The organism is Parasphingorhabdus cellanae, from assembly GCF_017498565.1.
GTDB lineage: Bacteria > Pseudomonadota > Alphaproteobacteria > Sphingomonadales > Sphingomonadaceae > Parasphingorhabdus > Parasphingorhabdus cellanae.
Genome location: NZ_CP071794.1, coordinates 3361979 through 3376371, shown reverse-complemented (window position 1 = coordinate 3376371; position 14393 = coordinate 3361979). Strand labels below are relative to the sequence as shown.

The window sequence follows — 14393 nt, the reverse complement described above, 5'->3', positions numbered from 1 at the left end:
CCTAGTCGTTATACCCGCGTTCAACTTGCGCCGGATAAAGAATCAGCCTTCGATATGAATATGGTTATGGAAATGATTTGCGGCAGAAACATGGTGAGAGGGCGACGATAAGTTGAAATTACTAAGTTCCACCGATCGCTACATTGCCCGCTTGATCGCCGTTCCGTTGTTTAGCACATTGGTAATTGCCGCGATGTTGCTCGTGCTTGAGAAGATGTTGCGGCTTTTCGACTTTGTTGCTGCTGAGGGCGGCCCCGTCAGTGTTGTTTGGCGAATGCTCGCAAATCTCATTCCGGAATATCTCTCGTTGGGTATTCCAATCGGCCTTTTATTGGGCATATTACTCGCATTTCGAAAATTATCATTAAGCTCCGAATTGGATGTTTTCCGTGCGGTTGGCCAAGGTTATGCCAGACTGCTGAAAGTGCCTTATATGTTTGCAGTGGCCCTTATGCTGGTTAACTTGGCGCTGGTTGGTTTTATCCAACCGTTATCGCGCTATTATTACGAGGAACTGCGCTTTGAACTACGATCCGGCGCACTCGGAGCCTCGATAAAAGTTGGCGAGTTCACCAATTTAGGCTCACGAATGACAATGCGGATCGAAGAGAGCCGCGAAAATGGAACAAAATTGAGCGGCATGTTCGTCCGGGCAGAGAATAAATCAGGGCAAGTCGTGTCTGTAACCGCTGAACGCGGCCAGTTTCTGGCTACTGATGATCCCGACACCATCATATTGCGCCTGTCGCAAGGTGTCTTGATCCACGACGCACCCAATTACGAAAAGCCCCGGATATTGAGCTTTAGCAGCCATGATCTACCCATCGACCTGCCTGATATCGAGTCTTTTCGATCAAGAGGCGAGGAGGATTTGGAGTATACGATTCCGGAGCTAGTCAAGGTCGGATTGGACTCAGATCGCCCTGTGGCAGAACGTAACCAGAGCAGGGCGAATTTTCATTACCGGGTGGTCGAAGTGGTGATGATGCTGCTTATGCCTCTTTTGGCGCTTGCTTTAGCAATTCCTCCGAAAAGATCGAACTCCGCACTCGGCGTTTTTGTGTCTATCGTGATGATTGTAACATATCACAAGATCAACCAATATGGCGAAGATCTTGGTGCGTTGGGCATCGTGGATCCGATCATTGCATTATGGGTACCATTTTTTCTCTTCGGCGGCTTGATCATATGGATGTACCATATGGTCGCGCATGTTCCCGGCGGACAGCCTATTGGTGCGCTCGAAAAAGCCTTCTCAAAATTTGGCGGCGTATTCAAAGGAATACTCAATTTCAATCGAAAGCGTGCCGATGTCCGGGACTAGAAATACTAACGGAAATCTTGTGAACGGATATGTAGAGCTATGAGTTTCTTTCCCTCACGTACTTTGGCCTTCTACATGGCGAAGATGCTGATGATCCGCACCTTCGCTGTATTGGCCATGCTGGTGCTAGTGTTGCAGGCGCTTGATCTTCTGGGTGAGAGTGGACGCATCATGGCGCAGGAAGGCAATGGCCAAGGAGAGCTTTGGACCTATGTAAGCCTTCGTGCTCCGCAATTAGTGGCGCGTTTCCTTCCTTTCGCAGTCTTGTTGGGAACGATTATCACCGCCGCTACGCTAAACCAAAATAGTGAAGTCGTCTCAATGAAAGCGGGGGGATTATCGGCGCATCAAATTCTAGCACCGCTTATAATCGCCAGCATGTTGGTGGCAGTCGCCTCGTTTCTGTTTAATGAAATTGTCGTAGCGCCTGCAACAGCGCGTCTTTCCGCATGGGAAAAGGTCGACTACGGGCCAATTCCTGCGGCCAGCAACGTCCGCACCAATGTCTGGGTCAGGGACGGGAATAATCTGATCAATGCCAAAACAGTAACGGGCCGTGGAGACAATGTACTGCTTCAGGATATCGTTATCTATGACCGTGCCAATAACGGTCTTCGCAGCCTAATGCAGGGCAAAGAAGCTCGTTTCACTGGTTCCGGCTGGACAATGACTGATGTCACGCAGTTCAACGTGTTGACCGGAGCAGAGGAACAAAAGGCCAGCATCTCCCTGGGCGAATCATTGCGCCCTGACCAATTCACGCTCGCTAACGTCAACGCCGAAGGTTTGTCCTTCCTGGAATTGCGATCCGCTATAGCGGAACTGAAGGAAGCAGGCCGGCCTACTATGGGGCTTGAATCGAGCCTTTGGCACAAGATTTCCGGACCATTATCCTCCATACTTATGCCCTTGCTGGGGGCTGTAGCAGCTTTTGGTCTCGCGCGATCGGGGCAACTCTTCGTCCGCGCTGTGATTGGCATGGCGCTGGGCTTTGCTTATTTCGTTGCAGATAATTTCTCACTGGCCATGGGCACTATCGGTGCCTATCCACCGATCTTAGCGGCATGGGCACCTTTTATGCTGTTTTTCCTAATCGGCGAAACAGTATTGATCCGAACAGAGGAATAAGCTCAGCTAGTAGTTCCGGATTGTGTCGATGACGCTTGGCCTGCGCTGCCACGCACCAGACCGGCTACCAAACCGAAAAGGCTAGTATGATTGGCGCGATAATAAGTCGACCCTTTTGGCAAAGCTTCAGCAATGCGGCGATGCGCTTCACCCAGAGCGTGATAAGGGACGCCAGGTAGCAAATGATGCAAAGCGTGATAACGCAAACCAACCGGTGCCCATAAAGCCGGCAATAGGCCGGGCGGCGGGACGTTCACACTATCGAGATATTGCTCTGTAACGCTCATGACTTCACCGTCATTTTCCCACAGATGGGCAACCAATGTGCGAATCTGGTTGAGCACAACGGAGCCTGCCGCAATTGCAACAGCGATCAAGAATGCTTTCATCGGCAGAAATCCGGTCGCTACCGCTGTTAGCAAAACGATGGCCCAGATACTGGCAGCAATTTCCTGCGCATACCATTGCCGTTTAAACTCGCCTTCGGGCGAACGGCGACGAAATTCAGGGTTTATGACCAAGCCTGAGTAGCGTTCAACCACCAATTTCCGCAGCGGCGGGATGACCATTGATAGAGGAGCGAGCAAAGCGTAGCGGATGAATAAACCTATGGGGGCCAATGCTGAAACCAGAACGAACAGCGGTACCGTGTAAGGCTTCATAAGGGCCAACGGCAGATATTCTGGATCTTCGACTGTGCCATAGCGCTTCCGCATGTGATGAAGATTATGAACACCTTCATACATAAATGATGGCAATAATAGGGGCACGCCGATCAACGCGTTCCATGTAAAATGGAAACCCGGCATAGAGCCGCGGCGGATATGGGTCAGCTCGTGAATGAAACTGCCAGCGCGATAGAGCGCTAACACAGAAATAATACCGGCCAAAATCGCCAATCCTGTGCTTTCGATCATAATTGCAGCTATCATTGCTCCATATCCAATCACAGCTGAAGCGAGCAGATCGGTCCAATAGATCATCGGACGCACAGCGTTGAGGTCCCGCGTGACCTTAGCTGCTGTGCGGATCAGTTCATTGTCATCAAAGGCTGGTACTTTTGGAGCATCAGCAGCGACAGTATTCGGCAACAAAGTGCCATCCGTAGCCTGGGGGAGAGAATGTTTCATAAATACCTGTCTTACTATTTTTGGTGCCTACAGCAGGACATCATGGCGAGATGATGGCATTGCTATGGTTTCTCACGCTGACCTATGACACCGCTGAGGTGCGGCCAAGCGCTTGACATATCAACCTGATTAGCGCCACAGCTTGGCAAAGCTAAGTGCAAATAACCGCTAAAAAGGTGCAAATAACTACAGTGTCATCGCATATAGTCATAAAACCGGTAACGACCAAGGCCCAGCTCAAGGAATTTGTCGAGCTGGTCTATCGTTTATACGCTCACGATCCCCACTGGGTACCGCCATTAAAATCAGAAGCTTATGCGCTACTTAACCCGAAGAAAAACCCATTTTTTGAGCATGCTACGGTGCAGCTTTTTCTGGCTGAAGAAGATGGTCAGACCATAGGCAGAATTAGCGCGCATGTAGATCATCTGGCGTTAGAACAGCCCGTGGAGAAGGGCTTGGGCCCTGGCACCGGCAACTGGGGTTTATTGGAGGCCGCTAATGAAGCGGCTGCGAAGGCATTGATAATTGAAGCTGAAAACTGGCTGAAAAAACAAGGCATGCACCGTGTCATCGCGCCGCTAAGTTTATCTGTTTGGGACGAACCCGGTTTGCTAACTACCGGCCATGATCACAGCCCAACCGTAATGATGGGTCATCACAAGCAGGAGTATCAAGGCTGGATTGAACGCGGCGGCTATAAAAGCGTCAAAGAGCTTATCACCTATGATCTTCCTATTGATAAGGACCTGCCACCGTTGATAGACCGGATCGTCAAATCAGGAGAACGCAGCAGCAAGCTGAAGCTGCGAAAAGTCGACAAGTCTCATTTTGATCGCGATGCCAAAATTATCATGAATATCCTCAATGATGCATGGTCGGACAATTGGGGATTTGTTCCGTTGACTGACCACGAGATTGATCATGTTGGCATAAAACTAAAACCGATCGTATATGAAGATTTGATCATGATTGCTGAATTGGAAGGCAAGCCGGTGGCCTTCATGATGACGCTGCCTGACCTCAATGACCGAACCAAGGATATGAACGGCAACCTGCTTCCGTTTAACTGGGCCAAATTGCTCTGGTGGTTGAAATTTCCAAAATCCCCGACGATGCGCGTACCGTTAATGGGTGTGATCAAGGAATTGCAGGGCAGCCGGATGGCCAGCCAGATGGCCTTTATGATGATCGAATATATCCGCCGCGAAGCCGTCGCAAAATATGGCGCCACCCGCGGTGAATTGGGTTGGGTGTTGGATGATAACCAAGGGATGGTGGCAATTGCCGATGCCATCGAGTCCAAAATCAACCGGGTCTATACCCTTTACGAAAAAGCTATTTGAACCATACTGTTCATATCCCTTTCACTCTGACATTATTAACTCTCGAATACCTTGTCACTGAGCTTATTTGCGAGAAAATGATATGACTGTCGGTAACTCCCTTTTCCGCTTTGTCTTTGTCTTCGCCTTGATGGCACTGCCCATTCACGGGGCAGAGGCCGTATCCCAAAAAAGATGCGCCGCGGGAGTACCCTACTTCGGACCGACGCCAATTTCGGTTACTGTCTCGGACGACGCTTCGTCGGCAATAAAGCAACAAACATCATCGACGGGTGACCTGTCCGCACTATTCGCGGATATGTATGAGAAATCCAAAGCCGTCAGCTTGACCGTTGCTTTGGCTAATCAAGACGGCTTAATCTGGACAGAAACTCAAGGCTTAGAGGACGCCGAAAAGCTTCACTATTGGGCAAGCGTCGGCAAAAGCTTTACTGCGGTAGTGATCATGCAGCTGATCGAAAAAGGGGACCTATCGCTTGATGACACAATATCGAAATGGACCAAAAACATACCCAATGGCGATTTGATCACGGTCAGAATGTTGCTGAACCACACTTCGGGCCTGTACAACACTAGCGAAGATCCGACTGTCATCAAAAACAATCAGCATACATTGAGCTTGAAAGATAATATCAAAATCCTCAACGCGCGCGGGCCGCTTTTTTGTCCGGGAAAACGTTGGCGATATTCAAATACAGGATACCTATTGTTAGGCGAAATTGCAGAACAGGTTTATGGGCAGCCTTTGCAGCAAATTTTTAAGGCCCAGATTTTTGACAGGATCGGGTTAAAGAGCAGCCGCATGCTAGAGATTGATGGCGATATATCGGATGTTGCCACACCACGGCCGAGCGACGATCAGAAATCCGATATCCGGACTCCCGGCCCTGCTGGCCCAATCGCTGCGACATCATCGGATATGATTCGGTTCTGGCGGGCCTTTTTGAACGGTGATTTGGTTATGAAAGAGACACGCGACCAAATGCTGAAAACGCTTTATCCGATGTTCGATAAAAAGACATATTACGGCCTCGGGATCATGGCTATGGAAGCGCCAGGACCGGATGGCAAACCTGCGATATGGATTGGTCATGCAGGCGGCATGCCTGGAATCAAGGCGTTTGTGATGATAGACCCGGTGTCTCGTCAATATGCGTCTGTCGCACTAACCGGCGATGGACCAGCCAGCGCTATTGCCTATAATATGCTACGCAAATGGCAGGAAAGTCCAGCTCCTTAACAAAATCACTTTTCAGAGGATATAAAGCGTTGTGCATCGGTTCTTACTAACGCACCAACCCCGCGCATCCAAAGATCGTTATGTCCGCCATTTTCCACCGGATGCGCTATTTTTGGCTCTGTTGCTGCGTCAAATAGCTTCTGCCCCATGGCAAAAGGTATCAATTCATCATTGGTACCATGAATCCAACTTAACGGCATATTGATCTGATCAATCCGTTCAATTGACCGGTAACGATCCTTGATGAGGCTCTTAGCTGGCAAGATCGGAAATTGCCGCTGCGCCATGTCATCCATTCCCGTGTAAGCGGCTTCCAGTATTAAACCTGCTGCGTCATTATGCGAAGCGAGCCAAGTGGCAACACCTGTTCCAAGCGACTGTGCTACGATCACAATGCGGCCAGGCCTATGGCCCGACGCGGTCAACCAATCGTAATTGGCCTGTGCCGCCTCATAAAATACTTCCTCACTCGGTGATCCAGGGTTTCCGCCATATCCAGGGTAGCCGACGGCCAGCACACCTGCGCCATCTTGTGCCATGGCTTCATAGATGGGTAGCCGGACAGCCAACGAGCCGCCATTGCCGTGGAAATGAATGATTATGGGTTTTGTTGGATCGGCCGGTGCACGCCATAAAGACGTGAGCTTGCCCGAATTCTGCGTGATAATTTTGATCGGTTTGAAACCGGCACTAGCCAGTTCTTCATCGGACGATATATGTTGATCAGGGAAATAGAGTAGACTGCGCTGAAAACTATACGCAAGCGCAACGAGTAAAATATAAAGTCCAGCGGCAAAAACCAGACTTAGCAATATAGATCGCATCAGAAGTTTAGCTCAACCCATGTCGGAGCGTGATCACTCGCTTTTTCGCGCCCGCGATGCTCTTTATCGACACCGCAGCGGTTTAACTGGTCGGCCGCCAATGGGCTAAGTAACAAATGGTCTATTCGAAAACCCTGATCCCGCTGCCAACCGCCGCTGCGATAGTCCCAATAGGTCCAGATCTTACCAGCGGGATAACTCACGCCAAGAGCATCGGTCCAACCATCATTAAGAATGCGCTGATAAGCTTGCCGACTTTCCGGTTGCATAAGAGCGTCGCTCTCCATCGCCTTGACCGAAAAAACATCATTATCGCGCGGAATGACGTTATAGTCACCTGCCAATACTGCCGGAACTTCGTTTTGCCAGATTTCTGTCGCCCGATTGCGCAGACGTTTCATCCAACGCAGTTTAAAATCAAATTTGGGTCCAGGCTGTGGATTACCATTAGGCAGATAGATACTCGCCACCCGCACAGTCTTGCCATCCGCACTCTTAACATTGGCTTCCAGATAGCGACTATGTTCATCCTCTGGCTCTCCATCGAGGCCTCGCTTGGTTTCTTCGGGTTCTTGATCCTTTGTCAGGATCGCAACGCCGTTGAAGCTTTTCTGCCCGTGCCAAATCGCGCCATAGCCAATTTTTTCAAATTCAGCGGCAGGGAAGCCCTCATCTTGGGTTTTGATTTCCTGTAGACAGGCGACATCTGGCTTGGTCTCTTCGAGCCATTCCAGCAGACGCGGCAAGCGCGCCTTTATACCGTTAATGTTGAAACTGGCTATTCTCACCAATGCTGCGATCAGACGGAGAAGCTGGAACCGCAACCACAGCCGGATGCGGCGTTGGGATTGGTCACTTGAAATGCACTGCCGCCGAGAGATTCAACGAAATCGACGGCGCTTCCGCGAACAAGATCCAAGCTGATTTCATCGACAACCAACGTTACACCAGATTCCTTCACGGCAATATCATCTGACTCAACCTCTTCGGCCAATCCAAACCGATATTGAAAGCCAGAACATCCCCCACCCTCCACGGCCAAGCGTAATATCGCTGGCTTAGCTTGCTTTTCAGCAATGGCGGCTACACGTTTCGCAGCGTTAGGGGTCAGAATGATATCTTCACCTGAATTATGATCAGCAGTTTGAGCGGACTCGTTCATATATTTAAGATAGGGATTGTATAGCAAAGTGTCAAAAGAAGCTGAGCGAAAAACAGCTAATAATCTAGTCAATCATAAAAAAGGGCTGGTAAGCGTCTCAGCATTACCAGCCCTTTTTTGCACCCTCTCCCAAAGGTATTTCGTTTCTGAGTGCTATTCAGCGGGACCGCCTAATGCAACACCAGGAGTCACTTTTTGAGCTAGAAGAAAATCGTTGGATTGCATGAATGGCACTGGATTGACTGCTTCGCCGGCAATACGCACTTCATAATGAAGATGACTACCCGTTGAGCGGCCAGTGGAGCCCATAAAACCAATCAAGTCGCCACTTTTAACGCGTGCATTAGCTTTTACGTTCAAGCGCGACATGTGACCGTAGCGCGTTTGGATCTCGTTGCCATGGTTGATTTCGATATAATTGCCATAACCACGAACCCATTGAGACCGTCCGACGATGCCGTCTGCGGTTGCGTAAATGGGGGTGCCGACAGGACCAGCCATATCGATACCCTTATGACGGGCGCGGCGGCCTTTAAAAGGATCCGACCGGAAACCGTAAGAGCTGGTCAATCTGTAATTTTCAACGGGTTTGCGAGACGGAATGGTTAGTTTGACTGGGGCTTTCTTTCCCTGTCCAGACCAATTATTAAACAGAAGACGAAAAGCTGGATCAGCTTCACCAAGAATATTCTCGGTATCAGAAGACTTGCTTTTCAATACGTCAACAGGAAGACTGCTGTCCGCTTCTGAAGCCACTGCTGTGCTGGAAAAAGATATTGCTGATCCTAAAATCGCAACTGTTGTGATGTTTTTCACAACCCCTTGAAACAAACCTACTACGCTATCGGTCATAAACTGATCGAGTCCTGCTACTGTGAACCAAAGAACAAATTTGGTTCGATATATTTTGACAGAAAGTCTGCCCCCGTTCTGTGGAGATAGAAGTAGGTTTATTTTAGTTAATTATTCAATACCAAGATAATATTCCTGGGTTAAACCGGCTGCAAGGCGCGCCGAGTCGTTGAAAGGAGGCTTCAACCCGCCTCTAAAGTGGGTTTTTACCAAGTCCTTCCAGTGGCGATAAGGATCGCATTTTCGCTTATTACAACACCATTCAAACCATTTGGTTCCAAAAAATACGTGATTTATTTCGTCGTGATAGATGCGATTGAGCACCTTGGCGGTGAGAGGATCACCCTGTGCTTTAAAGCGCTCGACGGTATCAAGCGTGATGTCCAATCCACGCGCTTCGAGCACCATGGGGACGATCGCCAGCCGGGCGGAGGCGTCATGAGCGGTTGCTTTGGCGGTATCCCACAAGCCGTCATGGGCTGGCAAATCACCGTAAAAGCTCCCCATCTCGCGCAACCGCCGATCCAGGAGCACAAAATGCATCGCTTCCTCTGCACCGACACGGAACCAGTCATCAGCAAATTCACGTGGAAATTCCGCACCAAACCGTCCGATCATGTCAAAGGCCAAATCAATCGCGACGAATTCGATATGCGCCAAAGCGTGGATCAACGCGATGCGTTTGATCACGGATGTACCCTTGCCGCGCCGCGGCATCTGTCCCGGCCGCAACAATTCCGGGCGATCCGGACGCGCCGGAACGTCCGGCATTGCGACCGCAAAATCAGGCTCCAACCGGCCCTTTCGCCATTCTCTGGTCGCATATCGGGCCGCCATAACTTTGGCGGCTGGTTCTGCCGTCATCATGACCGCCCTTACGGCTTCGCCAGCAGAAGGCTTTATTGGTGCTACGACGTTCAAATCAAGAATGCCTCAAGCGGCCTGAACGGCGGCCAGCACTTCTTCAGCATGCCCCTTGACCTTCACTTTTGGCCAAGCCTGTAATACCTTGCCGTCCGGTCCGATCAGAAAAGTGGATCTGATTATGCCCATATAGGTTTTGCCGTACATTTTCTTTTCGGCCCACACACCGATTTTCTCCAGAAATTCCGTGCTTTCATCCGAAGCGATATCAACGGTCAATTCCTGTTTGTTGATAAAATTCTGTTGGCGCTTCGGGCTATCGGCTGACATGCCCAGAACCGCTGCACCGGTCTTTTCAAACTCCGGCAGCAGCGCAGAAAAGTCTTTCGATTCCGTGGTACATCCCGGGGTGCTGGCTTTGGGATAGAAAAACAGCACCAGTTTCTTGCCTTGATAATCAGACAATTTCACCGTGCTGCCATCGGGCGCTGTCAGGTCCATGTCAGGCATCTTCTCGCCAACGTCTATCATAATATGTCTCCTAATATTTCATGGGGGTCTGGCCGCAGGTGCCGATTCCATTCCTCAATAACGCATTGCCGGGCCGTGTCATACCCGTTCAAAAGGGCATCCCAACTTTCTTGGCCAGCCGCCTTGGCGATCAGCTCGCGGCTCGTCTCTGGCGGATAGTCGCAGTCCGGTGACATCAGCCGCAAAGCGACAAGCAAACGCGTCATCAATTCATGGGCTGCCACCATATTTTCGTCCAGATGTCCGCCAGCAACCAGCCCGCGCGCGGCCTCCCCTAATTGCGGGTGCAAGGCTTCGCCGGTTTTAAGTTGCAGGAAGTGGATGATGAATTCCCAATCGACCAGCCCGCCTTCCATCAGCTTTGTATCGAGCGGTCCTTTTGGTGGTTTATGCTCGACAATATCCAGCCGCATTTTTCGCACGGCTTTGCGAAGGATTTCCGGCTCCCGCTGCTTTTTCAATATCGCTTGAATCTGCTCCTGCAATTGCTCGCGCGCCTCAGCTCCGCCATAAACCGGACGCGCCCTGGTTAGTGCCATATGCTCCCAAGTCCAGGCGCTTTCTGCTTGATATTTATAGAAACTTTCTATGGTAACAGCCATCGGACCTTGTGTCCCGGAAGGTCTTAGTCTGGTGTCGACCTCATAAAGCGGCCCCGCGGCCGTGGGCACGGAAAGCGCAGCAACCATACGCTGGGCAAGCCGGTTAAAATATTGCGTACCGCCCAAGGGACGCCGACCATCTGATTCCGCGCCATGATCGCCGGTGAAAAGAAAGATCAAATCAAGATCCGAAGCATGGGTGAGCGCCTCACCGCCCAATCGGCCGAGTGCAAGGATCAACATTTCGCTGCCGGGGACCTTGCCATGAGCCTTTTCAAATTCCGATATCGTCGCGTCCGTCAGCACCTGGATCGCTGCTTCGGCAACCCGCGCGTAGCCGGCCGCGATAGCCAGTGGATCGTGGCGGGACTCGATCAGCTGTGTGCCCAGTGCAAAACGCTTCTCCCCGACACGCGCGCGAACGCGGTCGAGCAGCATCTGATAATCATCGCCATCTTCACACCGCGCAAATTGCTGGGCTAACTCGTCAACCGAAGGCGGCAGGTCCAATGCGGTTGTATCGATCAACCCTTCCAGCAATTCGGTCCTGCGAGACAGCTCCTCTGCCAAGACAGGCGCATGGCTCAATATGTGGCTAAGCATATCCCGCAGGCCCGGACGCGCTTCAAGCATGCGGAAAAAATTAATTGCCGTGGGCAGCTTGTCGATCAGGCTGTCCAGACGGATGAGCGCTTGTTGCGGATTGGGTGAGGCTGCAATGGCTTCGATCATTTCAGGCAGCACGGCTTCGAAGGATTCCACCGCCGCTGCGCTTCTGAGCGCGGTCACCTTGCCGCTGCGCCAGCGTTTGATTTTTTCAGCGACGCTAGCAACTTGTGTAACGCCTCTTTGCTCCAGCGCCGCCTCCAGCGCCTGATCTGCTTGTGGCAGCGCATCGCTGTCATCAGAGGCAATTAACTCGTCATAGATCGCGCCGACGGCTTCTACGACTGGGGCCAGCAGGGCTAGTAAATCAGCCCCCTCGTTCAACCCATGGAGTTGGGCGACCCTGTCCAATGCTGTCTCGTCGCTGGGCAGGCTGTGCGTTTGTTGATCATTGACCATTTGCAGGCGATGTTCGATCACTCTGAACAATTCATAGGATTCAGCTAAAGTCGTCGCTCTATCTGAATCAATCCGGCCCGCATCGGCCAGTTCGCGCAAAGCATCCCGCGTCGCTGGAGCACGCAGCGCCGGCTCCCGACCACCAAAGATCAATTGGTGCATCTGCGCATAAAATTCCGCTTCGCGGATACCGCCACGTCCGCGCTTCAGATCATATCCGGGACCAAATTTCTGCCCCGCAGCATAATGATCGCGGATTTGGACGGATACAGCGCCAATATTGCGAATGGCCCCATAGTCCAGAGAACGTCGCCAGATGAAGGGATTGATTGTCTCCAGAAAATAGCGCCCGAGATCACCGTCCCCTGCCGCAAAGCGCGAGCGTATAAACGCCGCCTGCTCCCATGCCAGCGCACTGGATTCATAATAGCTTATCGCCGCTTCGACCGGCAGCGCCACTGGACTGACTTCTGGTGAAGGCCGCAGCCGCATATCAACCCGAAAAACGTAACCATCCGCGTCGCGCGCGTTAAGAGCGTCTACCAATTGTTGGCCAACGCGCCGCGCCGCATCGCTCGGTTCTTCGCGGCCACGGATCGGTATTTTGTCAGGGTCATAAATGAAGATCGGATCGATGTCGGACGAGTAGTTCAATTCCCGGCTGCCATGCTTGCCCAGACCGATGACCGCCAGGCCCTTGGGATCAGCGTCCGGATAACGGGTTGCGTAAATATCCGCCAAAGCTTCATCCAGCGCGCGATCGGCAAAATCCGAAAGCTGCGTAACAACTTCGGTCAAACTCAGCCGTCCCGCCAAATCGCCCACAGCCAATGTCAGCGCAAGTGCCCGCTTTTCTTGCCTTAGTTTCTGGCGGACATTTTCTGCCCCGGCTCCGGCTTCGTTTACAAATACCAGGGCCGCTTTCAAATTCTCTTCCGCCAGCAATGCTGTCAGCTCCGGCTGAACCTCCATGGCCATGCCCAGGTAAGGCGCATGGTCCTGCGCGCGCTTCATCGCATCTTTCAGGTCAGTTGGTTCAGGGAGCCCCTTTATCATTGCGGCAGATATTTCCCGCGGAAATTGCTGGCAAAGGCAGCAAAAACGCCGCCCGCTATGGCGCCTCGCATCCCGGCCATTAGTGATTGATAAAAAGCAATATTATGCTCGGTCATCAACATCGCCCCCAATATCTCCTTTGACCGGATCAGGTGGTGGAGATAGGCGCGGCTGTAGGTCTGACAAACAGGACAAGCGCAACTTGCGTCCAAAGGCTCCAGATCTTCGGCAAATTTTGCGTTGCGGATATTGATCGGACCGGTCTCGGTAAAAGCCTGACCATTGCGCCCGGATCGACTCGGCAGCACACAATCAAACATATCGACGCCGCGCTCGACAGCCCCGACCAGATCATCCGGCTTGCCAACGCCCATCAGATAGCGCGGTTTGTCAGTCGGCAGTTGATCGGGCGCATAATCAAGCACATCGAACATTGCTTCCTGTCCCTCGCCCACAGCCAATCCGCCAATCGCGTACCCATCAAAACCGATTTCGATCAGCGCTTCAGCAGAAGCGGCGCGGATATCCTTATCCAGAGACCCTTGCTGAATACCAAAAAGCGCCGCCTTTTTAGCATGGTCTTTGCCGCTGTCGAAACCATCCCGGGACCGCTTGGCCCAACGCATTGACCGCTCCATAGACAGGACCGCTTCCTTGCGAGTTGCACCATTTTTGGTGCATTCGTCAAAAGCCATAACGATATCGCTGCCGAGCAGGCGTTGAATTTCCATCGAACGTTCCGGTGTCAGCATGTGGAGTGATCCATCCAAATGGCTTTGAAACTCCACACCATTTTCGCTCATCTTGGTGAGATCCGACAGGCTCATCACCTGATAGCCACCGCTATCGGTCAAGATCGGCCGCTCCCAATTCATGAATTTGTGCAAGCCGCCGAGCTTGGCTACCCGCTCCGCGCCAGGCCGAAGCATAAGATGATATGTGTTGCCCAAGATGATATCCGCGCCGGTTGCACGCACCGTTTCCGGTTTCATTGCCTTGACTGTCGCAGCCGTCCCCACCGGCATAAAGGCTGGTGTGCGAATGTCCCCGCGTTGCATCGCGATTTTTCCGGTGCGCGCCTTGCCATCGGTGGCAGCGATCGAAAAAGAAAAACGGTCATCCATTCAAATTTGTTCCAATCAACGAAGTAAGGCCCGCAAAAACAAAGAATTTTGTGTTTTTTACCTTATGGTGTAACCAAAGGGCCGTCTTGTACGAATCCCTCAGTAACTGTGCAGGATGGTAGCAGTTTTTCAAAGACCAAAATCG

The 14393-nt window shown here is 51.6% G+C and carries 13 protein-coding genes; 4 read left to right on the top strand and 9 right to left on the bottom strand.

Annotation, left to right across the window (positions count from 1 at the left end; genetic code table 11):
- Window positions 1-112 precede the first annotated feature (112 nt).
- Together lptF and lptG are read left to right on the top strand one after the other, a co-directional pair.
- The gene (gene lptF / locus J4G78_RS16290; protein WP_207987554.1) at window positions 113-1324 is read left to right on the top strand and encodes an LPS export ABC transporter permease LptF; all 1212 of its coding nucleotides are present in this window, start codon (window positions 113-115) and stop codon (window positions 1322-1324) included.
- Window positions 1325-1363: 39 nt separating this feature from the next.
- Window positions 1364-2452, top strand: a complete 1089-nt coding sequence (gene lptG / locus J4G78_RS16285) for an LPS export ABC transporter permease LptG (RefSeq protein WP_207987553.1) — start codon at window positions 1364-1366, stop codon at window positions 2450-2452.
- Between the two features lie 2 nt (window positions 2453-2454).
- Here lptG and J4G78_RS16280 read toward each other — a convergent pair whose 3' ends face one another.
- A complete protein-coding gene (locus tag J4G78_RS16280; RefSeq protein WP_207987552.1) occupies window positions 2455-3582 on the bottom strand; it encodes a fatty acid desaturase family protein in 1128 nt (375 codons plus the stop codon).
- A 191-nt stretch (window positions 3583-3773) separates the two neighbouring features.
- Between J4G78_RS16280 and J4G78_RS16275 the strand changes: the two genes are divergently transcribed.
- On the top strand, window positions 3774-4928 hold the full coding sequence (locus J4G78_RS16275) for an N-acetyltransferase (RefSeq protein WP_207987551.1): 1155 nt from the start codon (window positions 3774-3776) through the stop codon (window positions 4926-4928).
- Window positions 4929-5010: 82 nt separating this feature from the next.
- Window positions 5011-6168, top strand: a complete 1158-nt coding sequence (locus tag J4G78_RS16270; protein ID WP_207987550.1) for a serine hydrolase domain-containing protein — start codon at window positions 5011-5013, stop codon at window positions 6166-6168.
- 5 nt (window positions 6169-6173) lie between these two features.
- Here J4G78_RS16270 and J4G78_RS16265 read toward each other — a convergent pair whose 3' ends face one another.
- The 8 genes from J4G78_RS16265 to tgt form a co-directional block, all read right to left on the bottom strand.
- Window positions 6174-6992: an alpha/beta hydrolase gene (locus tag J4G78_RS16265; RefSeq protein ID WP_207987549.1), complete on the bottom strand. Its 819-nt coding sequence runs from the start codon at window positions 6990-6992 to the stop codon at window positions 6174-6176.
- A complete protein-coding gene (xth, locus tag J4G78_RS16260) occupies window positions 6992-7780 on the bottom strand; it encodes an exodeoxyribonuclease III (protein WP_207987548.1) in 789 nt (262 codons plus the stop codon). The genes J4G78_RS16265 and xth overlap by 1 nt, the downstream gene beginning before the upstream one ends.
- An 11-nt stretch (window positions 7781-7791) precedes the next feature.
- The gene (gene erpA / locus J4G78_RS16255) at window positions 7792-8154 is read right to left on the bottom strand and encodes an iron-sulfur cluster insertion protein ErpA (protein WP_207987547.1); all 363 of its coding nucleotides are present in this window, start codon (window positions 8152-8154) and stop codon (window positions 7792-7794) included.
- A 153-nt stretch (window positions 8155-8307) separates the two neighbouring features.
- The gene (locus J4G78_RS16250; RefSeq protein ID WP_207987546.1) at window positions 8308-9006 is read right to left on the bottom strand and encodes a M23 family metallopeptidase; all 699 of its coding nucleotides are present in this window, start codon (window positions 9004-9006) and stop codon (window positions 8308-8310) included.
- Between the two features lie 111 nt (window positions 9007-9117).
- The gene (locus J4G78_RS16245) at window positions 9118-9873 is read right to left on the bottom strand and encodes a ferritin-like domain-containing protein (RefSeq protein ID WP_207990807.1); all 756 of its coding nucleotides are present in this window, start codon (window positions 9871-9873) and stop codon (window positions 9118-9120) included.
- A 66-nt stretch (window positions 9874-9939) separates the two neighbouring features.
- Window positions 9940-10401: a peroxiredoxin gene (locus tag J4G78_RS16240; protein WP_207987545.1), complete on the bottom strand. Its 462-nt coding sequence runs from the start codon at window positions 10399-10401 to the stop codon at window positions 9940-9942.
- A complete protein-coding gene (locus J4G78_RS16235) occupies window positions 10398-13124 on the bottom strand; it encodes a bifunctional [glutamine synthetase] adenylyltransferase/[glutamine synthetase]-adenylyl-L-tyrosine phosphorylase (protein ID WP_207987544.1) in 2727 nt (908 codons plus the stop codon). Before J4G78_RS16235 ends, J4G78_RS16240 begins: the two co-directional genes overlap by 4 nt.
- Window positions 13121-14248 (bottom strand): tRNA guanosine(34) transglycosylase Tgt, encoded by a 1128-nt coding sequence (gene tgt, locus J4G78_RS16230; RefSeq protein ID WP_207987543.1) that lies wholly within the window; start codon window positions 14246-14248, stop codon window positions 13121-13123. Before tgt ends, J4G78_RS16235 begins: the two co-directional genes overlap by 4 nt.
- Window positions 14249-14393 lie beyond the last annotated feature (145 nt).